This window comes from Micromonospora sp. NPDC005367 (assembly GCF_040606825.1).
Taxonomy (GTDB): domain Bacteria; phylum Actinomycetota; class Actinomycetes; order Mycobacteriales; family Micromonosporaceae; genus Micromonospora.
The window spans coordinates 39,416-63,525 of sequence record NZ_JBEXFP010000028.1 but is presented as its reverse complement, the minus strand read 5'-3'; the positions used below and the strand labels follow the sequence as shown (position 1 = coordinate 63,525).

The following is a 24,110-nucleotide window of genomic DNA, read 5'->3' as shown; positions in this document are numbered from 1 at the left end:
TGCCGGCCGCGGCAGCCCGCGATACCAGCCACCAACGACTCTCCAGCACCTTTCCTTCTCGAGGAGAATCTGACATGCCCAGTCCACAACGGCCGATCGGCTCCAACTTCGGCGCCGCATCGACCGCCGCCGAGGTCATCGAGGGGGTCGACCTCTCGGGCAAGACCGCGATCGTCACGGGCGGCCACTCCGGCCTCGGCCTGGAGACCACCCGCGCTTTGCGCTCGGCCGGCGCCACCGTCGTCGTCCCGGTGCGCTCCCCGGACCGTGCCCGCGGCATGCTCGCCGGCATCGACGGCGTCGAGATCGAGCAGTTGGACCTGATGGACCCCACCTCGATCGACACGTTCGCCGACCGGTTCCTGGCGACCGGACGGCCGCTGCACATCCTGGTCAACAGCGCGGGGATCCAGAACGTGCCGCTGACTCGGGACGCCCGCGGTTACGAGGCTCAGTTCGCCACGAATCACCTGGGTCACTTCCAGCTGACCACGCGGCTCTGGCCCGCCCTGCGCCGCGCCGGTGGAGCACGGGTGGTCACGGTCTCCGCCTGGGCACACAACCTCTCGCCAGTGGTCTTCGACGACCCGAACTTCGAGCGACGCGAGTACGACGGCTGGCTGGCCTACGGCCAGTCGAAGACCGCCAACATCCTGTTCGCGGTCGGGCTGGACAAGCGCGGCGAGGCCGATGACATCCGTGGCTTCTCCCTGCACCCGGGCCTCATCATCGGCACGAACCTCAGCCCGTGGACCACGCCGGAGTACCTGCGGACGAACGGCTTCGTCGACGAGCAAGGCAACCGCGTCATCGACCCGGCATCGGGTCGCAAGACCGCCGAACAGGGGGCGTCGACCATCGTCTGGTGCGCCACCGCACCGCAGCTCGACGGCGTGGGCGGCGTCTACTGCGAGGACAACGAGATCTCTCCGCTGCTCACCGCGCACGACGAGACCATCGACGTGATGACGGGTCGGGTGGAGACGGCCCTCGGCGTGATGTCCTACGCCGTCGACCCGCAGCTCGCCGACCGCCTGTGGGACCTCAGCGAACAGCTGACCGGCAGCAAGATCCAATAGGGGTACCGCTGGCCGCCGGGCCACCCGCGGGGGAGACCTGCCGGACGGCAGGTGCACCTGGGCGAGCGCGCCGAGCGGGGTCAGGCGTGTTGGCGGGACACCACGAATGCGCAAGCCGGTTGCGGGGACTCGCCGGTGACCTGTCGGATGATCTCCGCTGCGACGTCCCGCAGTTTTCGGTTGCGGTGCTGCGACGCTTGCCGGAGCAACGCGAAAGCCCTTTGGGTCGGGCAGGGTGCAGATCGGGTGATTCCTGGCTAGGGTCGGAGCCCGCCGCGCGGCACATCGGCCCGGGCCGGCCGACGATCGCCGGAGCCGAGGTGTGGCCGATGCCCTGGGCGTCCGCCCCGGATCACGCCGGCCCGTCGGCTGAACGGGTGGTGGCGACGGAAGTTCCATCAGGTGTCTGGTGCGCCTCACCCGAGCTCCGAACTAGCTTCTGAAGGCCGGAGATAGATACCGGTTGACGGAATGTGAGGTGGGGAGCCAGTGAAACTCAAGGTTGCGGCCCTGGCGGCGGTGGTCCTGGTGGCCAGCCTGCTGGGCGGGGTCGGCCCGGCGAGGGGAGCTCCGGCAGATGGTCCACCGATGCCGCTGCCGAACCCGAAGGTGCACCCGATCCAGGTCACCGGCCCAGCGGCCGAGCGGCTGAACCTGATCATCATGGGTGACGGCTACCAGTGGGACCAGCAGCAGCTCTTCCTCCAGGACGTGGACCGCAACCTGGCCATCATGTGGGCCACGGAGCCGTTCCGCACCTACCGCGACTACATCAACGTGTACGCGGTGGAGATCGCCTCGATCGACTACGGCGTCCGGTGCGACCCGGACGGCCGGGTACGTCATCCCGACGGCACGGTCCGCGACACCGGAGAGCGTGAGGGGCCGATCAACGCCAAGAACACCGCGTTGCGGATGATCTACCAGAACGGCTGCAACGACCCACTGTCGCGGGGCACCGTCTACGGCGGCGCACCGGAGAACTGTCAGGACTTCGCCGCCTACTATCCGGCCGGGGTCAACCCCTGCGAAACCGGCAACCAGGCGCACAACCGGATCCTCGACACCTACGTGGCGCCGGTGCTGGGCATTCCCCGCACCGCACAGAACCTGCAGACGCTGGCGATCTTCAACACGTTCACGTACGGCGGGATCGGCGGCACCAACGCGACGACCTCGGGCGGCTCCCCGCAGGGCCCGCTGATCTCGCTGCACGAGATCGGCCACTCGCTCGGCACGCTGGCCGACGAGTACCCGTACTCCTCGCGGGACGTGGTCCGCAACTGCTACACCGGCGGCGAGCCCAACAGCTTCCACCACAGCACCTACGCCGACCCGCAGAAGATGGTCGAGGACCAGCACAAGTGGTGGCGCTGGGTCGGCGAGGAGAGCCTGTCCGGCGGCACGATCGGGCTGCACGAGGGTGGCGGCAGCTACCCGTGTGGCCAGCGCCGGCCCAGCGAACACTCGATGATGCGCTGGATCGGGTTCGACCTCGACCAGGTCGGCCTGGAGCACATGGTCGCCCGGGTCACCGGCATGCGTAACTCCGGGCAGATGAACGTGCGGCACACGCCCGTGGGCACGGTGGCCTCCGACAGCGTGCTGTGGGTCGAGACGGGGCAGCCGCGCTATCACGAGTTGCAGGTGACCTGGCGGATCGGCGGACCGGACGGCACCGTGCTCGACACGCACAACAGCCGCGAGGTCGACCTCGGCGCGCTCGACCTGCCGGCGGGGACCGTGGTGCACGTCGAGGTGCGCGACCCGGTGGGACCGGACGGCACCGACTGGGTTCGCAATCCGTCCACCGGCAACACGGCCACGAACTCCGGCTACAACGGCCCGCGGTTCGTGCAGACCCGGCAGTGGACGGTCGGTGACACGAAGGTGACGCCGTCGGCGCCCGCGGCGACCTTCACCAGCCACACCATGAACACCCAGCCGGTCGCCGGTGACGAGGTCGTGTACGTGCGGACCAACCACCCCGACGACCGGATCCTCGACGTGACCTGGTCGCTGGACGGTAAGGCCGTACCGAACCCGCACAACAGCCGCAACCTCGACCTCGGCGCGTTGCAGCTGGCGGCGGGCACCCACAAGTTGACCGCGACGGTGACCGACCCGGCCGATCCGGGCGGCGTCTCCGACCGCGTCGAGTGGACCGTCGACAACGCCCTGCCCACGGCACCCCGTACCCTGTCGCAGCCGCTGACCACTCTCGCCGGCAGCATGGAGCACCCGGTGTACTTCAACGGGTGGGACATGCGGCTGGACCCACGCGACGACCACACCGGCTACGACGAGGATCGCTACGTCGTCGGTCAGTTCCGGCTCGACAAGGACGGCTGGTACAACTACTTCGGCTTCCCCGAGCAGCCGATGCCCTCCTCGCCGTTCCAGTTCCGCCACTCCGGCACGGACGTCAAGGCGCTGACGTACGGCAACCTCGGCACGGGCGGTCTGTCGAGGGCGGCGTTCGAGCAGACGCTGCCGGACGACCACCCCGCCGGCGGGTTCGTGCCGGGATTCGGCACGCACCTCGTCGAGCACCGGGCCATCGACCCGGCCGGCAATGTCGGGCAGCCCAGCGCGTACCGGGCCACGGTGCTGCCCGGCGCGTCGCCCGACTGCACCCGGACGCTGACCGGCTCGCAGTCGCGGGTCGTGGCCGGCGAGGGCGTGACCTGCCTCAAGGACGCCCAGGTGGTGGGTGCGGTGTCGGTCAAGCCGGGCGCTTCGCTGGTGGTCCGCGACAGCTCGATCACGGGCACGTTGTCGGCCACCGGAGCCCAGGCGGTGCAGCTCTTCGGCAGCACGGTGAACGGCGCCACGCACATCGCCGGCACCATGCGGGACGTGACGATCGCCGGCAGCACCTTCAACGGTTCGGTCAGCCTGGCTCAGAACGTCCAGGTGAGCGCCAACGACCGGTACAGCCGGCTGGCCGGTGCCTACGGGCCGATCCTGGTCGGCAGCCGGATCAACGGATCGCTGAGCTGTGCCGGCAACAGCGCGGCGGTCAAGGACTTCGGCGCGCCCAACACGGTCAACGGTGCCAAGGGCGGTGACTGCGCGGCCCTCTAGCGCGCTCTGCCGCACGTGGTGGGCCGGCGATCGTCGGCCCACCACGTCTCATCCGGTTGTTCGGCGCCGTCGCGGCGCAGGTGACAGGTGCCGTCGAGGGATGCCTGCGCCGCTGGTCGGCCGCGGGCGACCAGCGGATGCGTAAGGACCTGAACGCATTCAGATATTTACATTCATATTTTGGCCGATTACGGTGATCCCAGCTCGAGTACCCGCAGGGTGGCCACCCCCTTACGCGAAGTAATTGCCCTGCCTGTCGGCGATGGGCAACCAAACACCGGGAGATTTGCCTTGGGCTCCGAAGTTTCACCACGTCCGCCCGACCAGCCGCAGACCACTGACCATGACGTCGCGGTCCGACGCTCGCCGAGGAAGAAGCGCTCGACAGCCATGTTGGCGATCCTGACCGCGGGCGTCCTCGCCGTCGGGACGGCACCGCTCTGGGGCGCAGGCGGAGGCGATGCCCTCGACGACGCCGCCCTGTCCGCGACCCCCACCTTCACCGTCGGCCTGCAGTCGCCGCAGGACCCGGGGCCGTTCCCCGGCAGCGTGACGCCGACGACCCCCACCATCACCATCGCCGGACAACGCGACGGGGAGAGCACGTTCAAGGTCGTCAACTACGACCAGGTGCAGCCGACGAAGCCGGGCCAGATTGACTTCGACCACTTCCACACCGGCATCGAGATCCAGTGGTGGCTGAAGAGGTGGGCCTACGAGCGTCCCGACATCGTCGACCTGTACATCGTCGGTGAGAGCTACAGCGGCCAGCCGATCTACCAGCTGACCATCACGGACAAGTCGACCGGGAAGGACACCGAGAAGCCGGCCGCGTACTTCGAGGGCAACCGGCACTCGGGGGAGACCTCGTCGGCCGAGAGTTCGCTGTGGTTGGCGCACCACCTCATCACGAACGCCGGCAAGGACCGGACCGTCGACAAGCTGCTCGACGACAAGACCGTCTACATCCGGCCCGTCAACAACCCCGACGGCCACAACATGTACCTCTACACCGCCCAGACCAACCGCTCGACGGTGCGGCCGTACGACAACGACGGCGACGGTAAGCGCGACGACGACCCGGGCGAGGACATCAACGACGACGGTTACCTGAGCCAGATGCGCCAGTACGTCGGCCCCGGCAAGGGCACCCACGTCGTCGACGCACGTGACCCGGCCGGGAACGCGATGCTTAGCGTCGGCGCGGGCAACGGCGACTACCTCATGTTCTCCGAGGGCATCGACAACGACGGTGACGGCCGCTACAACGAAGACGGCATCGGCGGCCTCGACCTGCACCGCAACTACCCCTACAACTGGCACCCCATGAGCGAGGACGACGCCACCGGGCGCAACCTGACCCAGGGCGGCGCCGGCGAGTACCCGCTGTCGGAGCCGGAGACCAAGCACGTCTACACGTGGCTGATGTCGCACACCAACATCGCCGCGGTGAACAGCATGGACACCCGAGTGCCCATGCACCTGCGCGGCCCGTCGACCTGCGACCCGGACGAATGCATGTACAAGAGCGACCGCAAGCTCTACGAGCACTTCGACAAGGCCGGGGTCTCGTTCACCGGCTACCGCAATGCCGGCAGCGTCTACATCGACTACGCCACCCGCAACGGCGGCGACCCGCAGGCTCTCTTCGGGCACGGCCCGGACTTCGGCTACTTCCAGTACGGCGCCATCTGGTACGGGGACGAGATCTGGAACGGTGGCGACTTCACCGACTACGACAAGGACGGCCGCTGGGCCGACTGGGAGCGGTCGCGGTGGTGCGCCGAGAACGGGCGTACGAACTGCTTCCTGCCCTGGACGAAGGCACAGCATCCCACGCTCGGAGCCGTTGAGATCGGCGGCATCAACCCCAAGTTCTGGTCCCAGAACCCGTCGGACGACCTGATCGGCGAGTGGGCCGCCAACCAGGCCCAGTTCAACCTGTACCTGACCCAGTCCCTGCCGCAGGTCGACCTCACCAGGGTCCAGGTCAAGAAGCTCAAGGGCAACCAGGCCGACGGCGCCACGCACGAGATCACGGCGACCGTCAAGAACACCGGCCGTATCCCGACGGCCCTGGAGCAGGCGAAGGAGGTCAAGATCGTCGCACCGGACACCGTCACGGTCCAAGGCGCACGCAGGGTCGGCGACGCTCCGCAGTTCTACCTCGACGGTGGTGACGACCAGAAGGTACGACTCCGGGTCGTCAAATCCGACGCCGACACGGTCACGGTGAACGCGGTCAGCATCCGGGGCGGTCTGGACAGCACGTCCGTACGACTGAACTGAACGCATGCGGCGGGCGTCGCCCCGAACCCCGGAGCGACGCCCGCCCCGTGCCGGCAATCTCGCGCAACCCTGAACGGAGAAAGTGAACCAACTCATGAACAACCTGCAGAACGGACGGCTCAGCCGTCGTCGCGTCCTTGGCGGAGCGGCCGGGCTGGCCGCCGGTGCGGCGGCCGTCGCGACGGGCCTGCCGTCCGGCGGCGCGTCCGCCGCCCCCAAAAAACCCGGGCCCGACCTCGCCCGCTGGCGTAGGCAAACGGCACACGTGACGATCACCCGCGACGACTGGGGCATCCCGCACGTGGTCGGCAAGACCGACGCCGATGCGGTGTTCGGCATGATCTACGCCCAGGCCGAGGACGACTTCGACCGGATCGAACGCAATTACCTGGTGAGCCTCGGCCGGCTCGCCGAGGCCGAGGGCGAGAGCGCCATCTGGCAGGACCTGCGCCAGCGACTGTTCATCGACCCCGGAGTGCTGAAGCGGTACTACGCGGAGAGTCCGGCCTGGTTGCGCAAGCTCATGCAGGCGTGGGCCGATGGGCTGAACTACTTCCTCGCGACGCACCCCGAGGTGCGGCCACGCGTGATCACACGGTTCGAGCCGTGGATGCCGCTGAGCTTCTCCGAGGGCAGCATCGGCGGGGACATCGAACGCGTCCCGCTCACCCAGCTCGAAGCGTTCTACGACAACCGCCAGGTCGAGATGACCGACGAGGAGCGCGGACTGCTGTTCCGCGAACCGTCGGGCTCGAACGGGATGGCGATCGCACCGAGCCACACCCGGGACGGCCGCGCGCTACTCCTGATCAACCCGCACACCAGCTTCTTCTTCCGCTCTGAGCAGCACGTGACCAGCGGCGAGGGGCTCAACGCGTACGGCGCGGCCACCTGGGGGCAGTTCTTCATCTATCAGGGCTTCAACCAGGACACCGGCTGGATGCACACCTCCAGCGGCGTCGACAACGTCGACGAGTTCGCCGAGACGATCGTGACCAGGGCAGGAGGTCGCCACTACTACCGCTACGGCGACGCGCTGCGACCGGTGACACGCAAGACGATCACCCTGTCGTACCGCACCGCCGACGGCGGGCGGGCGAAGCGCACCTTCACCACCTTCGCCACCCACCACGGACCGATCGTGCGTGAGGCGGACGGCAAGTGGATCGCGTTCGCGTTGATGAACAAGCCCGTGGAGGCGCTGCTGCAGAGCTTCCTGCGCACCAAGACCCGGGACTACGCGGACTTCATGCAGGTGGCCGGCTACAAGGCCAACAGCTCGAACAACACGCTCTTCGCCGACTCCAAGGGCGAGATCGCCTTCCTGGTGCCGCAGTTCATGCCGGTACGCGACGACCGCTTCGACTACCGCAAACCTGTCGACGGCAGCGACCCGGCGACCGACTGGCGCGGGCTGCACAGCCTCAAGGGCCTGCCGCAAGCAGTGAACCCGAGGAACGGCTGGGCGTTCAACACCAACAACTGGCCCTGGACCGCCGCCGGCCCGTACAGCCCCAAGGCCGAGGACTACCCGCGATACTTCGACCAGGCCGGTGAGAACCCGCGCGGACCGCAGGCCATCCGGGTGCTGACCGCGCAACGCCGCTTCACCCCGCAGAGCCTGATCGCAGCGGCATTCGACACCTACCTGACCGCCTTCGCCCGCCTCGTGCCGCAGCTCGTCGCCGCCTGGGACAAACTGCCCGCCGGCGACCGGCAGCGGGCCGGGCTCGCCGAACCGGTCGACCTGCTGCGCGGCTGGGACTACCGGTGGGGCGCGGAGTCGACCGCCACGTCGCTGGCCGTGTTCTGGGGGGAGGCTCTCTGGGCCCCGCTGTCCCAGGCCGCCAGGGACGCGGGCATGTCGATGTGGGACTATCTCGCCGAGGGCGCCACCGACGCGCAGCGGCTCACCGCGCTCGAGGAGGCCGCCGCCCGGCTGACCCAGGACTTCGGCAGCTGGCAGGTGCCCTGGGGGCAGATCAACCGCTTCCAGCGCAACGACGGTGCGATCAACCAGACGTTCGACGACACCAAACCGAGTTCCCCGGTTCCCTTCACCTCCGCGCAGTGGGGCTCCCTCGCCTCGTTCGGGGCGCGGCGCTACCCGGGCACGAAGCGCTACTACGGCACCAGCGGCAACAGCTTCGTCGCGGTCGTCGAATTCGGGCCGAAGCTGCGCGCCTGGGCGGTGACGGCCGGCGGCGCGAGCGGGCACCCCGACTCGCCCCACTTCGACGACCAGGTCGAACGCTACGCCAGCGGTGACCTCCGGCCGGTCTACTTCTATCCGCAGGAACTCAAGGGCCACATCGAGCGGATCTACAAGCCGGGCAGCTGATCAGTCGCTCGGGATCGGTGACCGGTGGCGCTCATGCGGCCGTGCCACCGATCCCGCGGCGGAGAGCTCGTCGACGCCGAGGCACCTCCGGCGGATCACCGGCTGCTGCGCGCCTCGGGGTCGACCCGCGCCGTGATCGGTTCGCGCCGTGACCAGCTTGCGCCGGGGACGGGTCGCGTGCGCCGCCTCCGGTGCGGCGCGAACTGTCACCGCCGGCGGTTAGCCTGTGCCCATGCGGGATCCGGCATCCGAGCGAGACCTCCATGGCTGACGCCGACGACGTGCGTCAGCTGGCGCTCGCGCTACCACACGTGGTCGAGATCGACAGCGACGGCTTCGACTTCCGGGTCGCCGGCAAGGGCTTCGTCTGGTCGTATCCCGAACGCGAACCGGGCCGCCCGCGGGTCATCCGGACCGACATCGCGGTGCTGTACGTCGGTGACGAGGCAGAGAAGCAGGCGCTGCTGCTCGGCGAACCCGAGCGATTCTTCACCACGCCCGCCTACGACGGACTGCCCCTGGTCATGCTTCGACTGGACCAGGTGACCGTCGAACGCCTCAGCGAACTCGTCACCGACGCGTGGCGCATGCGCGCGCCGGACGGGATCGTCACCGAGCACACCGCCTCGAACGGGTGGGGCACCCCGGCCGGGTGAACTGACGGTGGGATCAGACGGTCCAGGTGTCACCGCTGCTGAGCAGCTCACCGAGCATCTCCTCAGGCGTGCCGGTGGCCTCAGCCGCCGCGTCAACGAGTTGCTTCTGCACGACTTCGTCGTAGGACGGCCGGGACACGTTCCGGAAGACGCCGATCGGGGTGGTGGCCAGGTCGGAGCCGGAGAGCCGGGTGAGGGCGAAGGCGTACGCTGGATCATCCACTGTGGCGTCGTGGACGATCGGGGTGCCACCCTCCTGCACTCTCAGACCGAAGCTGCCCTCGGGGTGTACGACCGAGAACCGGCCGTCGTTGCCGAAGGTGATCGGCTGGCCCTGCTCGAGCCGGATCAGGTGCTCGTCCCGGGTCGCCGGGTCCTTGATCAGGTCGAAGGCGCCGTCGTTGAAGATGTTGCAGTTCTGGTAGATCTCCACGAACGCCGATCCCTGGTGTTCGGCGGCGGCGCGCAGCACCGACTGGAGGTGCTTGCGGTCGGAGTCGATGGTGCGGGCCACGAAGGTGGCCTCCGCGCCGAGGGCCAGGGAGAGCGGGTTGAACGGTGCGTCCGCCGAGCCGACCGGGGTCGACTTGGTGATCTTCCCGACCTCGGAGGTGGGGGAGTACTGCCCCTTGGTGAGTCCGTAGATCCGGTTGTTGAACAGCAGGATCTTGAGGTTGACGTTGCGTCGCAGCGCGTGGATCAGGTGGTTGCCGCCGATGGAGAGCGCGTCGCCGTCGCCGGTCACCACCCACACCGAGAGGTCGGGTCGGGAGACGGACAGGCCGGTGGCGATCGCCGGAGCGCGGCCGTGGATGGAGTGCATGCCGTACGTGTTCATGTAGTACGGGAAGCGCGACGAGCAGCCGATGCCGGAGATGAAGACGGTCCGCTCCCGCGGAATGTTCAGCTCGGGCATGAACTGCTGGATGGCGGCGAGGATCGCGTAGTCACCGCAACCCGGGCACCAGCGCACCTCCTGGTCGGACTTGAAGTCCTTGCCGGTGAGCTTCACGGGAGTGACGGGAATTGGGTTAGGCATTCTTGACCACGTCCTCGAGCATGTTCTCCAGGGTCGCGGCCGTGAACGGCAGGCCGCTGACCTGGTTGAAGGGCATCGCGTCGACCAGATACCTCGCCCGGACCACATGGGCCAGCTGGCCGAGGTTCATCTCCGGGACGACCACCTTGTCGTACTGGGCCAGCACCTCACCCAGGTTCGCCGGCAGCGGCGCGAGGTGCCGTAGGTGCGCCTGCGCGATCGGCAGTCCGCGTTCCCGCAGCGCCCGGCAGGCGGCGCCGACCGGCCCGTACGTGGAGCCCCAGCCGAGCACGAGCACTCGTGCGGTCCCGTCCGGATCGTCGACGTCGACGTCCGACACCACGATCGCGTCGATGCGTTCCTGCCGGGTGCGGACCATGAAGTCGTGGTTCGCCGGGTCGTAGGAGATGTCGCCGGTCTTGTCGGCCTTCTCCAGTCCGCCGATCCGGTGTTCCAGACCGGGGGTGCCGGGGATGGCCCACGGGCGAGCCAGCGTCTCCGGGTCGCGCAGGTACGGCAGGAAGGTGGTGCCGTCCTCGCCGTTGGGGGCGGTGGCGAACTCGACGCGCAGGTCGGGCAGGGAGTCGACGTCGGGCAGCAGCCACGGCTCCGAGCCGTTGGCGACGTAGTTGTCCGACAGCAGGATCACCGGGGTGCGGTAGGTGAGGGCGATCCGGGCGGCTTCCAGGGCCGCGTAGAAGCAGTCCGACGGTGACCTGGGCGCGATCACCGCGAGCGGCGCTTCGCCGTGGCGGCCGTAGAGGGCCAGGTTCAGGTCGGCCTGCTCGGTCTTCGTCGGCATGCCGGTCGACGGGCCCGCGCGCTGCACGTCGACGATCACCAGGGGCAGCTCCAACGCCACCGCCAGGGAGATGGTCTCGCTCTTCAACGCCACCCCGGGCCCGGACGTGGTGGTCACGCCCAGGGCTCCGCCGTATGACGCGCCGAGCGCCGCGCCGACCGCGGCGATCTCGTCCTCGGCCTGCATGGTGGTGACGCCGAACCTCTTGTGCTTGGCGAGTTCGTGCAGGATGTCCGAGGCCGGGGTGATCGGATACGCGCCCAGGAAGACCGGTAGCTTCGAGCGCACTCCCGCGGCGACCAGCCCGAGCGCGAGCGCCTGGTTGCCGGTGATGTTGCGGTACGTGCCGGGGCGCATCCGGGCCGGCTTCACCTCGTACCGCACCGCGAAGGCCTCGGTGGTCTCCCCGTAGTTCCAACCGGCCCGGAACGCCGCCTTGTTCGCCCCGACCAGGTCCGGACGCGTCGCGAACTTGCGCTCCAGGAACCGCAGCGTCGACTCGTACGGCCGGGAGTACATCCAGCAGAGCAGCCCGAGCGCGAACATGTTCTTGGCCCGCTCGGCGTCCTTCTTCGCCACTGCGGCGTCGGCCAGCGCGCCGACCGTCATCGACGTGAGCGCCACCGGGTGCACCGAGTACGGGGCGAGCGAGCCGTCGTCGAGCGGACTGGTCGCATAGCCGACCTTGGCCAGACTGCGTCTGGTGAACTCATCGGTGTTCACGATGATGTCCGCCCCCGGGGGCAGGTCGGCCAGGTTCGCCTTCAACGCGGCCGGATTCATCGCCACCAACACGTTCGGCGCGTCACCGGGAGTCAGGACGTCATGGTCGGCGAAGTGCACCTGAAAACTCGACACACCCGGCAACGTCCCGGCGGGCGCCCGGATCTCCGCCGGGAAGTTGGGCAACGTCGAGATGTCGTTGCCCAGTTGCGCCGTCTCCGACGTGAACCGGTCGCCGGTCAACTGCATGCCGTCACCGGAGTCACCGGCGAATCGGATGACCACCCGGTCGAGTTGACGGATCTGCTTGGTCACGTCGGTTGACCCCTTCTGGTCGAGCGGGAGGGCGGCATTCACTGGCGGGGTCCGCGGGTGAGGCGGCGCGCACGAGAGGGTGCGGTGCCTCACCCGCGGACCGTCGCGGTGGAGGCTTGGGAGCGGCCGCGATGGCCCGCCCCGCCGCGGATCAGGCCTGCTTGGTCTCCCAGAAGATCTCCGAGATTTCGTTGATCTTCGCGAGCAGCCGGGTCGCGACCTCCGGATCCGCGGAACCCTTCGCGCCGCCGGCGCCGGCCAGCTTGGTGGCCTCGTTGAACAGGCCGTGCAGCTGCGGGTACTTCTCGAAATGCGGCGCCTTGAAGTAGTCGGTCCACAGCACCCAGAGGTGGTGCTTGACCAGCTCGGCCCGCTGCTCCTTGATGATCAGGGCGCGCGTGCGGAATTCCGGGTCCTCGTTGGCCTGGTACTTCTCACAAATGGCCTTGATCGACTCGGCCTCGATCCGTGCCTGGGCCGGGTCGTAGACACCACACGGCAGATCGCAGTGAGCGCTCGCCGTGGTGCGGGGGGTGAGGAAACGTGCCAGTCGCATCCGACTCATTCTCCTTCCGGTGATGGTGCAGACGATGTCAGTTCCGGCAGCGGGCGGTGAGCTCGGGGGTCGTGGTGGACGAGCCGTCCGCCGCTGCCTCGGACCGCGCGTCGACGTCGGTCCCGGCACTGCTGAGCACGCAGGCGTCAGCACCGGTAGGTGGTCGACAGCACGACGCTAAGACCTGAACCGCACTTCAGGTCAACCGCTCGTGAACTGGCTCTCAACCCCTCAGGTGGCCGCGAGGTGAGTGCTACGGTTTGCCCCCTCGAATACCGGGCCGCCGGAAACCTGAAGTCCACCGCACGAACCCGCTGGCGCGTCCGTGCACGACGTACTGGGAGGGCGCATGTCGTCGCGTACCGATCTCATCGAAGATCTCATGGGACGATTTCCTCACGTGCCGCGCGAGGCGGTCATCAAGGAGGACCTGCTGCGCGGCGGCCTGGCCTTCGACGACTCGGCGCTGACGGAGAACGAAGGCGGCGACGTCAAGCCGAAGTCGTACTTCATCTTCTCGTTCGACCACCGGACGCTGCCGGAGCTGGGTGCGGCCGCGCTGCGCCGCCCGCCGGAGGAGATCGTGCTCACCGGTGGCCCGTACGAGCTGCGCCGTACCGTCGTCTCGGTCCGCACCAACCCCGACTCGCCGTACCGGGTCAAGCCCGATGACGACGGGAGGCTGAAGCTCTTCCTCGACGGGCGGGCGATCGCCGAGGTGGGCCTTCCTCCGATGCCGGACTACTACCGGCACACGCTCGCTAACGGCAAGTCGGTGATGGAGGTCGCGCCGACGATCCAGTGGGGCTACCTCATCTACCTGACCGCCTTCCGGGTCTGCCAGTACTTCGGCGCGAAGGAGGAGTGCCAGTACTGCGACATCAACCACAACTGGCGTCAGCACAAGCAGGCCGGCCGCCCGTACACCGGGGTCAAGCCGGTCGACGAGGTCCTCGAAGCGCTGGCCATCATCGACAAGTACGACACGGCCCGCGCGTCGAAGGCGTACACGCTGACCGGCGGCAGCATCACCTCGAAGGTCGACGGGCTCGCCGAGGCCGACTTCTACGGCCGCTACGCCCAGGCGATCGAGGAGCGGTTCCCGGGCCGGTGGATCGGCAAGGTGGTCGCCCAGGCGCTGCCGCGGGCCGACGTGCAGCGCTTCCACGACTACGGGATCCGGATCTACCACCCGAACTACGAGGTGTGGGACAAGCGTCTCTTCGAGCTCTACTGCCCGGGCAAGGAGCGGTACGTGGGCCGGGAGGAGTGGCACCGGCGCATCCTCGACTCCGCCGAGGTCTTCGGGGCTCGTAACGTCATCCCGAACTTCGTCGCCGGAGTGGAGATGGCCGCCCCGCACGGCTTCACCACCGTCGACGAGGCGATCGAGTCGACCGCCGAGGGCCTGCAGTACTTCATGTCCCGCGGTATCACCCCCCGGTTCACCACCTGGTGCCCAGAGCCGACCACTCCGCTCGGCCGCAGCAACCCGCAGGGCGCGCCGCTCGAGTACCACATCCGGCTGCTGGAGATCTACCGCGCGACGATGGAGGCGAACGGCTTGTCCAGCCCGCCCGGTTACGGCCCCGCCGGCCCCGGCCGGGCCGTCTTCTCGGTCAGCTCGTTCATGGACAGCCTGTCGGCGGAGCCGGCGGCAGCCGAAGGCTGAGCAAGCCGAGCGGCGCATTCATCGGGTGGGGCAACTCGCCCCACCCGATGGCCGGAGCCGCAGTCCTCGAATCCCGCGCCCCCGTCATGATTGGCAATCGCACGTGGATGGCAGCTCGCTCAGGATGGGCGCTTGGGAGCGAGATGAGGAAGGACCGGTTGCTGACGAAACCTGCGAGCAAACCCGTTCTCGGCTTCGCGCCGGTGATCTCGCCCTGCTCGGGCTTGAGGTCGCCAACAGCGGGCGATCATCGGGCGACGCTGTCATGGTGAGGCTTCCGGCCGTCCAGTTCGCCGCTGCCGTCGAAGCATGGGCTGAATCGCAGTAGCCCGCTCCAGGCGAATGCCTGCTCAGGCGGTTGTTCGTCGCCACCTTGCGCTTTTCGAACAGTACGGCTGCCTGCCCCGCCGGTAGCCAGACGCGTCCCCGGCGTGAACTGATGGACACGCCATCGTCCTGGTCGGGCTGGCTGGCCGCATCGGTGAGGCGTGCGCTGCCGACCGGACGGGACGTGACCCCGGAAACCCATCACGTCTGCTTCTCCGACACGCCGTCGGGCACATGGACACCAATTCGTCGTACCCGGAGAGTACGACTGACGGTGACCGATGAGCTTCGGCGTGGTGACGGGTCCTCACCCGACGGCACTGCCGAACCGAACGGAAGGATTCGGGCATGACTGGCGTACGGGTGCTGGTGGGCACACGCAAGGGTGCGTTCGTGCTGACGTCGGACGGCGGGCGCGGCGACTGGACGGTCGAGGGACCGCACTTCGGTGGCTGGGAGATCTACCACCTGACCGGGTCTCCGGTCGATCCGAACCGGCTCTACGCCTCGCAGTCCGGTGGCTGGTTCGGTCAGTTGATCCAGCGGTCGGACGACGGTGGCAAGAGCTGGAACCCGGTCGGCAACGACTTCGCCTACGCGGGCGAGGTCGGCGAGCATCTCTGGTATGACGGGACCCCACGTCCGTGGGAGTTCAAGCGCGTCTGGCACCTGGAGCCGTCCCGCGACGACCCCGACACGGTGTACGCGGGGGCCGAGGACGCCGCCCTCTACCTGTCCACCGACGGTGGCCTCAAGTGGACCGAGCTCACCGCGCTCCGCACCCACCCGACCGGGCCGTCCTGGCAACCCGGCGCAGGCGGCCTGTGCCTGCACACGGTCATCCTGGACCCGACGCATCCGGGCCGGATCTACACCGCCATCTCGGCGGCGGGCGCGTTCCGCAGCGACGACGGCGGCGACAGTTGGCTGCCGATCAACAAGGGCCTGCGCTCCGGGGAGATCCCCGACCAGGACGCCGAGGTCGGCCACTGCGTGCACCACATCACCCAGCACCCGTCGCGACCGGACACCCTGTTCATGCAGAAGCACTGGGACGTGATGCGCAGCGACGACGCCGGGGCGAACTGGCGCGAGGTCAGCGGCGACCTGCCGTCGGACTTCGGCTTCCCGATCGCCGTGCACCCGCACGAGCCGGAGACGATCTACGTCGTACCGATCAAGAGCGACTCCGAGCACTACCCGCCGGAGGGCAAGCTGCGCGTGTACCGCAGCCGCACCGGTGGCGGCGAGTGGGAGCCGCTGACCAGGGGGCTGCCGCAGTCCGACTGCTACGTCAACGTGCTGCGCGACGCGATGGCCGTCGACACGCTCGACCCGGGTGGGATCTACTTCGGCACCACCGGCGGCCAGGTCTACCACTCGGCCGACGGCGGCGACAGCTGGGCGTCGATCGTCCGGGACCTGCCGCCCGTGCTCTCCGTGGAAGCTCAGGTGCTGCCGTGATCCGGGTGCTCCTCCCGGCCCACCTGAAGAACCTGGCACACGTCACCGGAGAGGTGCGTCTCGAGGAGGTGACCGGGCCGGACGGCGCGGTCACCCAGCGTTCGGTGCTGGACGCTCTCGAGGCGCGGTATCCGATGCTGCTCGGGACCATCCGTGACCGGCACAGCGGCAAGCGCCGCGCGTTCGTCCGCTTCTACGCCTGCGAGGAGGACCTCTCCAACGACTCGCCCGACGCGCCGCTGCCCGAGGAGGTCGTCGCCGGCAAGGAGCCGTTCATCGTCCTCGGCGCTATGGCCGGGGGATAGCCGTCCGACCTGCCCGGGCCGGGGGGCCGTCCCCGGCCCGACCGGGTCTCCCTGGCATCCAATCGATGCCCCGGTCAGGCAGTCAGGCGTGGACGGCAACCGTCCGCTGCCGTCGGCCGCCAGTGTTCTCGCAGGTCGCGATGGTGATGCCGATCCGGCCAGGGTTTCCGCTCGGCCCTGCGCGGCGAGCGTTCCTGGTGCTGATCAGGCCCGCTGAGTGTCGTGCGGCACACGGCGGCGCGGTAGCGATCATGAGTGTGACTCATTGCACCATTTTTCCGACATGGAAACTTTGCCGCCTGAGAAGTGCGCGCGGATAGTTGTCGCGTGACCTCGGATCTTGGCTTGCGTGAGCGGAAGAAGCTCGCGACCCGCATCGCGCTCAGCAATGCGGCGTGGTCACTGATGACCGAGCACGGGATCGAGGCGGTGACCGCCGAAGCGGTCGCCGCGGCAGTGGAAGTGTCGCCCCGGACCTTCCGCAACTACTTCGCGAGCCGCGAAGAGGCGATCCTCGACGGGATCCTGCTGCGCGCGAACTCGCTCGTCGAGGCGCTACGTGCCCGACCCGCCGACGAGCCGGTGTGGGACTCGCTCGCGCACGTCCTGCCCGACATGATCATGACAGTGCTCGGCGAGCGGGAGCGCGACGTCGCGACGCTGGTGCGGGTCTGCTCCGAGCACCCGGCGATGCTGGCGCAGCAACTGGCGGTGTTCGGTCGTGTCGAGCGGCTAATCGCCGAGGTCATCGCCGAGCGCACCGGCGCCGACATCGAGCATGACCTCGCTCCGCATCTGCTGGCTGCCGTCCCCGGCGCGACCATGCGGGCGGTGCTCACGTTCTGGGCCGGCGGGGAGACCGAAGCCACCCTTCCCGATCTCGTCCGGATGAGCATCGCGCAGCTGCGCGAAGGTCTTCCCCTCGGCCGTGCCGCACCGGCCATCTGAGCCGGGCGGGCAGCGACCAGGCCGACGTGATCAGACCACCGCGCCGGCCGCTCGACATCGAGCCGAACGCCGCGAGCGCACCCCCGCCTGACCAGCCCCCGACCGAAGGGCAGTCGCCGTTCACCGGCGAATCCAGCCCTCTACCTGCCCATCCCTCGTCGCGCGAAAGGAACGCCGTGGGTGCCGACGACCGCGGGAAGCGCCCGCACGCCCTTCGGGAACTGCTGCTCGTGGGCGCACTGTTCCTGGCATACAAGATCACCCGGTTGTTCGTCGTCGGGGACCTCTCCATGGCATACGACAACGCCACGCACTTCTGGGCGTTGGAACGCACGTTGCGACTGCCCGACGAGGCGTCGCTGCAGCGGGCCTTCCTGCCGCACGGTGACCTGGTCCGCGCGGCGAACATGTTCTACGCCTCGGTGCACTTCCCGGCCACCGGGGCGCTGCTGCTGTACACGTACCTGTTCCGGCCCGCCGTGTACCGGTGGGCGCGGACAGTCCTCGCGGTGCTGTGCGTAGTGGGGTTCGCCATCCAGGCGCTCGTACCGATGGCGCCACCGCGCCTGCTCTCCGCGACCGGCATGCTGGACACGGGCCAGCTGATGGGACCGCGGGCGTACGGCGACCCCGCCACCGACACCCTCTCCAACCAGTATGCCGCCATGCCCTCGCTGCACGTCGGATGGGCCACCGTGGTCGCGATCGTGCTGATCGCCGCCGGCCGCAGCCGGTGGCGCTGGCTCTGGCTGCTGCATCCCCTGGTCACCCTCACCGTCGTGGTGCTCACCGGGAACCACTACTGGCTCGACGCGGTGGCCGTGCTGGCCCTGCTCGGTGTGATCCTGCTGCTGGTGCCGCGACCTCACGCAGCGCCCGTCGGCGCGGCCACCGCGAGTACGGCCGTACGCCCGCTGCTGCCGGCACCGGCCGCCGTCCCTGTCGCCGGAACCCGGCTCCCGCCGGATGAGAATCTGCGTGGCGGCTATTGGGTCAGCTCACCGGCTCGGCAACCCGGGCGATGGCAGGGCAGCGATGGCCTGGTTGGCGGCGTGCGCGCAGATGATCGAGCTGCGCCGAGCATGGACCTACCGGCGCTCGCCGAACTCGTCCGTCGAGACGGCCTGTGGCGCGTCGACGCGCGGCACGGCGAACTGGTGCAGGACGTCGTCGCCGGGGAACCCGAGTACCGCCAGCGCCTCGGGTAGTGCGGTCAGCACCCGAGCAGCGGGGACCGGCGGGTGGGCCTCAGACCGTCAGAGGTGCGGATTACGGGCCTCAACGCCCTGCAGCCACGCGGGACGCGTTGCCCAGAGTTCGGACGTCATGCCCCATTCGCACGCCGGTCCGAGGTCCTGATCGATCGTGAGGGTCGACCTGCCGGGGTCAGCCGCGAACAGCTCCAGATCCTCGGCGTAACGGTGGAGCAGCTGCGCCCAGGACGGCGCCAGCACGTCCCACGAGGAGCACTCGATGTCGACCCGAACGACCTGTCCGGGCGTTCCGCCCGGCGCTGGGTCGAAGTCGAGCAGCCAATGTACGTCGCCGTTCATGTCGCCCACCACGACCGTGCCCGCCGTACCCACGACCGGGCGTACGGGACCGTTCAGGCGCATCAGCTCCTCGTCGACCAGGTACGCCCAGACCTGGGGATCGTCCCATTCCGGCTCCGGATTGTGGTTGTCGCGCCACATCCGGGTCGCCTCGATGATCTGGCTGGTGTCGTAGAACCAGTCCAGCGGCACCGGGCTGGGCTGACCCGACCCGGCATGGGGCCACGTGGTTCCGTTGTGCACGCGGAGACTGGCGCGCAGATCCGGGGGCAGCGGCTGGGCCAGGGCGGCCTCCACCGCATCGATCTCCTGGACCTCGGCCGGTGCGGCGAGGTGCCGTAGCGAAGCCGGCAGGACGCGACTCAGCCCGTCCTCGATCCGCTTCCATGCCTCGGTCACGCCTTCGTCGGTCCCGTGTCCTGTCACGGCGCGAAGTCTAGACATCGTCGCCGTGTCCGGACGCGGGCGCGGCTTCCCGGTTGTTGACGGGTCGCGGCCGTCGTCGACGGTCGCTGTTCCGGTCGGTCAGGGTGTGATCGGGTGGGCAGGCCAGGACGACCTCGTCGGTCGAGAGCACCTGTCGGCGGATCCCCGGCTCCGATCCGGGGTGATCACCGCGGCCAGTTCCAGCGAACCGTCCCGGATGCGCTCCAGGTGATCGACCGAGCCGCCACCACCGGTGGCGGTCAACGAGATCTCCACGAGCGGGAACTCGGCGCGGTCACCGGCGGGGCCGCCGGGCTGCTCTTCCGGGCCTGCCTCACCACGGTCGTGCAGCTCAGCGAGGTGGACCGACGAGCCGGCACGCTCGCGACCTTGTTCGTCACCAGCTACGCAGGCTTGTCCGTCCCGGTCATCGGGCTCGGCGTCGCCAGCCAGATCGCCAGAGCGCGCGGTGCCCTGGCCGGGTTCGCGGCGCTGGCGCTGGTCGGCCTCGCCGCCGTCGCCGTGGTCGGCTGCGGCCGGAGCCACCGGCGTATCGCCTCCGCCGGCCTGGCGGCCGGCACCAACGCGGGGCCTGGTGACGTCGACACCGTGCTGGTCGACGGGATGGTGGTCAAGCGCGGCGGCCGGCTCGTCGGCCCGGTCGCCGAGCGGGCGCGGCAGCTCATCGAGGAGTCCCGGAGCCGGGTGTTCGACCGGGCGAAGCTCGTCGATGTCCTGGACCCCTCCTGGGGCGCCTGACATGCAGTGGGAGCCGGGGCGCGGGCGGCACGCCCGTCGCCGCGGTGGTCACGTCCGCCCGCCGGCCTCGGCGACTGATCCACATTTCCGGCCAAAAGGATCTTGACACGTCGCCGGGAAAGGCAGAACATCCTTCGTTGGCTTCCGACAACGTTGTCAGAACGGCGCGGGACGGCCCTCCGGTGTGGACTGCACGCCGGCGCATCGCTGTCTTCGTCGTGCTCACAGCGCGGGTCCGTCAACTGAAGGGCAAGCAAAAAGTGTCAGACCCACTGGCGCGTGCGGCGCAGACCGCAAGACGCCGAACCCTCGCCGGGATCGCGGCCGCGGCCGTAGCCGTACTGGCGACCGCCGCCGCGGGCACCCCAGCCATCGCCGCCCCGCCGGCCCCGCCGGCGGGGCCACCGCACCTGGTCACCGACCCCGCCTCCTACGTCAACCCGCTGATCGGCTCCACGAACCTCGGCAACACCTACCCAGGGGCGGTACGCCCCTTCGGCATGCTGTCGTGGAGTCCGCAAACCACCCGCGGCAACCAGGTCTCCACCCCCGCACCCGGGGGCTACGAGTACGGCGCGACGCGGGTCCGTGGCTTCAGCCTCACCCACCTCAACGGCGTCGGCTGCAACGGCGGCGCCGGCGACATCCCGATCATGCCGTACGTGGGTGACGTCGACTCATCGCCCACGATCGACGTCTCCGACGCGAAGTACGCGAGCAACTTCTCGCACGCCAACGAGACGGCGCGGGCCGGCTACTACCGGGTGGCCCTCGACAGCGGCGCGTCGGCGGAACTGACCACCACCGAGCGCACCGGGTCGGGCCGTTTCGGGTTCCCGGCCGACCAGCCCGCCAGCATGCTGTTCCGGACCGCCAACTCGGAGACCGGCAGCACCGACGCCACCGTGCAGGTGGACGCGGAGGCCCGGACCGTCACCGGTTCGGTCACCGCGGGCAACTTCTGCGGCCCGCAGAGCCCGAACAACCGCAAGGGCACGTACACCCTGCACTTCACCGCGCACTTCGACCAGCCGTTCGCCCGGTTCGGCACCTGGCAGGACGGCACCGTGACGGCGGGCAGCGCCTCTGCCTCGGGCGGCACCGGTGTCACCAGCGGCTTCCCGACCGCGGGTAAGGGCTCCGGCGCCTACGTCACCTTCGCCGACGGTACGACTCAGGTCGGCGTCAAGGTGGCCGTCTCGTACGTCAGCCTGGACAACGCAGAGGCCAACCTGCGGGCGGAGAACCCGCAGCAGAAGACCTTTGACGCCGTCCGCACGGAGGCCACCAAGGCGTGGCAGCGGGAACTGAGCAAGATCAAGGTCGGTGGCGGGACCGCCGACCAGCTCAGCAGCTTCTACACCGCGCTGTACCACTCCATGTTGGAACCCACGATCGCCAGCGACGTCGACGGCCGTTACCTCGGCGCCGACGGCAAGCCCCACCAGCTGGCCAAGGGTCAGAAGGTGCAGTACGGCACCTTCTCCGGCTGGGACCAGTACCGGGCCCAGGTGCAGCTGATGACCCTGATCAACCCGAAGGCCGGCAGCGACTATGCCCAGTCGCTGTTCAACTACGCGTCGCAGCGCGACGGCGAGTGGGACCGCTGGCTGCTGATCAACGGCAAGACCGCCGTCATGTCGGGTGACCCGTCGGCTCCGGCGCTCGCCGGCATCTACGCCTTCGGTGGTCGGGACTTCGACGTCAAGGGCGCCCTGAACTCGCTGATCACCGCCGCGACGGTTCCGACGGCGAACGACTCGGACAGCAGCGGCTGCAACGTCGCGTGCGTCGGGCAGCGTCCCGCCCTGGACAAGTACCTCGAACTGGGCTACGTGCCGGCCGACGGCTGCTCCTGCTGGGGTGGCGCGGCCGAGACGCTGGAGGACGCCGTCGCCGACTTCGGCCTGGCCGAACTGGCCGGACGCCTCGGCGACCACGCGAACCAGAAGGCGTTCCTCGACCGTTCGGGGAACTGGAGCAACGTGTTCGACCTGACGGCCACCCCGCAGGGCGGCTACCTGCGGGCCCGCAAGGCCGACGGCGCGTGGGCGGAGCAGTCGTTCAACCCGGCCACCGAGAACGGGTTCGTCGAGGGCAGCAGCGCCCGCTACACCTGGATGGTGTACTCCGACCTGGCCGGTCTGGCCCGCGCCATGGGCGGGAACAAGGCGGCCGAGCAGCGGCTCGACTCCTTCTTCCGTACGCCGGACGGCAGCTTCGACTTCTCCGCCCGGGACCTCACGCGGTTCGACCCGACCAACGAGCCGGACATGAACGCGCCGTACGTCTACAACTACCTGGGCGTCCCGCAGAAGACGCAGGAGACGGTCCGGGCGGTGATCGACCAGCTCTGGAGCAACACCCCGGGCGGCATCCCCGGCAATGACGACGCCGGCACCATGTCCTCGTGGTACGTCTTCTCCGCGCTGGGCCTGTACCCGCAGAACCCCAGCCGCGCCGACCTGGTGCTCTCCGCCCCGCTCTTCACCCACGCGGTGATCAACCGGGGACCGGGCCGGAACATCACCATCAACGCTCCCGACGCCTCGGCGAAGAACCTCTACATCCAGTCGGTGCGGGTCGACGGCAAGAAGTCGACCAAGACCTGGGTGCCCGCCTCGCTCGTCGAGAAGGGCGGCAAGCTCGACTTCGAGCTCGCCGGCAAGCCGAACCAGTCCTGGGGCACCTCGTCCGCGGACGCGCCGCCGTCGTTCGGGCACGGCCGTCCGTACCTGACCGGTGTCAGCCCGCAGACCATGAAGGTGGAGCCGGGCGGCAAGTCGGACACGACGTACCAGGTGCAGGCGCTCACCGGCGACCCGACCAAGGTTCGCTGGCACGTCACCGCGCCCGCCGGGCTGAACGTGACGCCCGCCGACGGTGAAGTCGCGCTCTCCGGTGACGGCTCGGTCGCCAGGACGCTCACCGTCTCGCCCGACGCCGGCATCAAGCCCGGCGCCTACACGATCTCGGTGACCGCCACCACCTCGTCCGGTGAGGCGCTGCCCGAGGTGACGCTCCCGATCACGGTCGCCGTACGGGACAGCGTGCTGTGGAACCTGAACAGCAACGGCATCTCGGCCGACGACACCAACCCGCAGGCCAACTTCGACACCGGCGGCTGGAGCTACTCCGCCACGGCGCTCGAGGCGGCCGGGGTGCGGCCCGGCTCCACCGTCTCGGTGAACGAGTTCGACTTCACCTGGCCGAACGTGGCTCCCGGCGACCCCGACAACATCGTCGTCGGCGGTGGCGGGCAGGTACTTCGCGTCACTCCGGCCGAGGGCGACACCAAGCTCAGCGTGCTGGGCAGCGCCGCCTTCCAGGCCACGAGCGGCACGGTGACGCTTACGTACACCGACGGCACCACCCAGCAGGCGGAGATCGGCTTCAGCGACTGGACGTTGGGTGGCGGCAGCCAGCAGCCCTCCTTCGGCAACCTGACGGCCGTGCGGACCGCGTACCGCGACTACATGGGCACCGGCATCGACCCGGTGACCACGTACGTCTTCGCGACCGCGCCCATCGAGCTGCTGCCGGGCAAGCAGCTGGCCAGCCTGACGCTCCCGACCAACACCAACGGCGGCGTCATCCACGTCTTCGGCGTGGCGACGGCCTGACCGGAGCCGAAGCGACAGGACGTCTGACTGTCGAACGGTGAGCACACGCCGGCGCTGTCCGGCAGGTGCCGCCGGTTGAGACGAGGGCCTGTTCCGCCCCACGGGGGTGGAACAGGCCCTCGCGCGTCGGCGGGGGAGAGGAGCCG

17 protein-coding genes are annotated in these 24,110 nt (G+C 69.2%); 12 read left to right on the top strand and 5 right to left on the bottom strand.

What is annotated here, in order from left to right; genetic code table 11:
- The first annotated feature begins 74 nt into the window (after positions 1–74).
- Positions 75–1,079, top strand: coding sequence for an SDR family NAD(P)-dependent oxidoreductase (locus ABZS42_RS20060; RefSeq protein ID WP_355147350.1), 1,005 nt, complete (start codon positions 75–77; stop codon positions 1,077–1,079).
- Positions 1,080–1,159: 80 nt separating this feature from the next.
- On the opposite strand, the gene ABZS42_RS20055 is transcribed toward ABZS42_RS20060, so the two are convergent.
- Positions 1,160–1,330, bottom strand: a complete 171-nt coding sequence (locus ABZS42_RS20055) for an ANTAR domain-containing protein (RefSeq protein WP_355147382.1) — start codon at positions 1,328–1,330, stop codon at positions 1,160–1,162.
- Positions 1,331–1,568: 238 nt separating this feature from the next.
- Between ABZS42_RS20055 and ABZS42_RS20050 the strand changes: the two genes are divergently transcribed.
- From ABZS42_RS20050 to ABZS42_RS20035, 4 genes are all read left to right on the top strand, one after another.
- On the top strand, positions 1,569–4,166 hold the full coding sequence (locus tag ABZS42_RS20050; RefSeq protein ID WP_355147348.1) for a M64 family metallopeptidase: 2,598 nt from the start codon (positions 1,569–1,571) through the stop codon (positions 4,164–4,166).
- 390 nt (positions 4,167–4,556) lie between these two features.
- Positions 4,557–6,455 carry a M14 family metallopeptidase gene (locus ABZS42_RS20045; protein WP_355147346.1) on the top strand — a complete coding sequence of 633 codons (1,899 nt, stop codon included), beginning with the start codon at positions 4,557–4,559 and terminating at the stop codon, positions 6,453–6,455.
- A 265-nt stretch (positions 6,456–6,720) separates the two neighbouring features.
- A complete protein-coding gene (locus tag ABZS42_RS20040) occupies positions 6,721–8,796 on the top strand; it encodes a penicillin acylase family protein (protein ID WP_355147344.1) in 2,076 nt (691 codons plus the stop codon).
- 263 nt (positions 8,797–9,059) lie between these two features.
- The gene (locus tag ABZS42_RS20035; RefSeq protein WP_355147342.1) at positions 9,060–9,452 is read left to right on the top strand and encodes an MmcQ/YjbR family DNA-binding protein; all 393 of its coding nucleotides are present in this window, start codon (positions 9,060–9,062) and stop codon (positions 9,450–9,452) included.
- A 13-nt stretch (positions 9,453–9,465) separates the two neighbouring features.
- Here the strand turns inward: ABZS42_RS20035 and ABZS42_RS20030 are convergent, their stop codons facing one another.
- The 3 genes from ABZS42_RS20030 to sodN all read right to left on the bottom strand — a co-directional run bounded on the left by ABZS42_RS20030 (position 9,466) and on the right by sodN (position 12,887).
- A complete protein-coding gene (locus ABZS42_RS20030; RefSeq protein ID WP_355147340.1) occupies positions 9,466–10,491 on the bottom strand; it encodes a 2-oxoacid:ferredoxin oxidoreductase subunit beta in 1,026 nt (341 codons plus the stop codon).
- A complete protein-coding gene (locus ABZS42_RS20025) occupies positions 10,484–12,331 on the bottom strand; it encodes a 2-oxoacid:acceptor oxidoreductase subunit alpha (RefSeq protein ID WP_355147338.1) in 1,848 nt (615 codons plus the stop codon). The genes ABZS42_RS20030 and ABZS42_RS20025 overlap by 8 nt, the downstream gene beginning before the upstream one ends.
- Before the next feature lie 151 nt (positions 12,332–12,482).
- On the bottom strand, positions 12,483–12,887 hold the full coding sequence (gene sodN, locus ABZS42_RS20020; RefSeq protein ID WP_355147336.1) for a superoxide dismutase, Ni: 405 nt from the start codon (positions 12,885–12,887) through the stop codon (positions 12,483–12,485).
- A 382-nt stretch (positions 12,888–13,269) separates the two neighbouring features.
- Here sodN and ABZS42_RS20015 point away from each other — a divergent pair, with 382 nt between their 5' ends.
- The 5 genes from ABZS42_RS20015 (at position 13,270) to ABZS42_RS19995 (ending at position 18,811) form a co-directional block, all read left to right on the top strand.
- Positions 13,270–14,559 (top strand): radical SAM protein, encoded by a 1,290-nt coding sequence (locus ABZS42_RS20015; RefSeq protein WP_355147334.1) that lies wholly within the window; start codon positions 13,270–13,272, stop codon positions 14,557–14,559.
- Positions 14,560–15,234: 675 nt separating this feature from the next.
- The gene (locus ABZS42_RS20010) at positions 15,235–16,350 is read left to right on the top strand and encodes an exo-alpha-sialidase (protein ID WP_355147332.1); all 1,116 of its coding nucleotides are present in this window, start codon (positions 15,235–15,237) and stop codon (positions 16,348–16,350) included.
- Positions 16,347–16,655, top strand: coding sequence for a MoaD/ThiS family protein (locus ABZS42_RS20005; RefSeq protein WP_355147330.1), 309 nt, complete (start codon positions 16,347–16,349; stop codon positions 16,653–16,655). Before ABZS42_RS20010 ends, ABZS42_RS20005 begins: the two co-directional genes overlap by 4 nt.
- A gap of 327 nt (positions 16,656–16,982) precedes the next feature.
- Positions 16,983–17,603, top strand: coding sequence for a TetR family transcriptional regulator (locus ABZS42_RS20000; RefSeq protein WP_355147328.1), 621 nt, complete (start codon positions 16,983–16,985; stop codon positions 17,601–17,603).
- Between the two features lie 176 nt (positions 17,604–17,779).
- The gene (locus tag ABZS42_RS19995; protein WP_355147326.1) at positions 17,780–18,811 is read left to right on the top strand and encodes a phosphatase PAP2 family protein; all 1,032 of its coding nucleotides are present in this window, start codon (positions 17,780–17,782) and stop codon (positions 18,809–18,811) included.
- Between the two features lie 48 nt (positions 18,812–18,859).
- On the opposite strand, the gene ABZS42_RS19990 is transcribed toward ABZS42_RS19995, so the two are convergent.
- Positions 18,860–19,582 (bottom strand): SMI1/KNR4 family protein, encoded by a 723-nt coding sequence (locus tag ABZS42_RS19990; protein ID WP_355147324.1) that lies wholly within the window; start codon positions 19,580–19,582, stop codon positions 18,860–18,862.
- A gap of 228 nt (positions 19,583–19,810) precedes the next feature.
- On the opposite strand from ABZS42_RS19990, the gene ABZS42_RS19985 reads away from it, so the two are divergent.
- Both ABZS42_RS19985 and ABZS42_RS19980 read left to right on the top strand, forming a co-directional pair.
- Positions 19,811–20,341 (top strand): hypothetical protein, encoded by a 531-nt coding sequence (locus ABZS42_RS19985; protein WP_355147322.1) that lies wholly within the window; start codon positions 19,811–19,813, stop codon positions 20,339–20,341.
- A gap of 260 nt (positions 20,342–20,601) precedes the next feature.
- Positions 20,602–23,964 (top strand): GH92 family glycosyl hydrolase, encoded by a 3,363-nt coding sequence (locus tag ABZS42_RS19980; RefSeq protein ID WP_355147320.1) that lies wholly within the window; start codon positions 20,602–20,604, stop codon positions 23,962–23,964.
- Positions 23,965–24,110 lie beyond the last annotated feature (146 nt).

Bases quoted from the DNA above. Each gene is read 5' to 3' on its own strand.
- ABZS42_RS20035 (WP_355147342.1), top strand. From the start codon at position 9,060: ATGGCTGACGCCGACGACGTGCGTCAGCTGGCGCTCGCGCTACCACAC.
- ABZS42_RS20030 (WP_355147340.1), bottom strand. From the start codon at position 10,491: ATGCCTAACCCAATTCCCGTCACTCCCGTGAAGCTCACCGGCAAGGAC.
- ABZS42_RS20045 (WP_355147346.1), top strand. From the start codon at position 4,557: ATGTTGGCGATCCTGACCGCGGGCGTCCTCGCCGTCGGGACGGCACCG.
- ABZS42_RS20060 (WP_355147350.1), top strand. From the start codon at position 75: ATGCCCAGTCCACAACGGCCGATCGGCTCCAACTTCGGCGCCGCATCG.
- sodN (WP_355147336.1), bottom strand. From the start codon at position 12,887: ATGCGACTGGCACGTTTCCTCACCCCCCGCACCACGGCGAGCGCTCAC.
- ABZS42_RS20015 (WP_355147334.1), top strand. From the start codon at position 13,270: ATGGGACGATTTCCTCACGTGCCGCGCGAGGCGGTCATCAAGGAGGAC.
- ABZS42_RS20010 (WP_355147332.1), top strand. From the start codon at position 15,235: ATGACTGGCGTACGGGTGCTGGTGGGCACACGCAAGGGTGCGTTCGTG.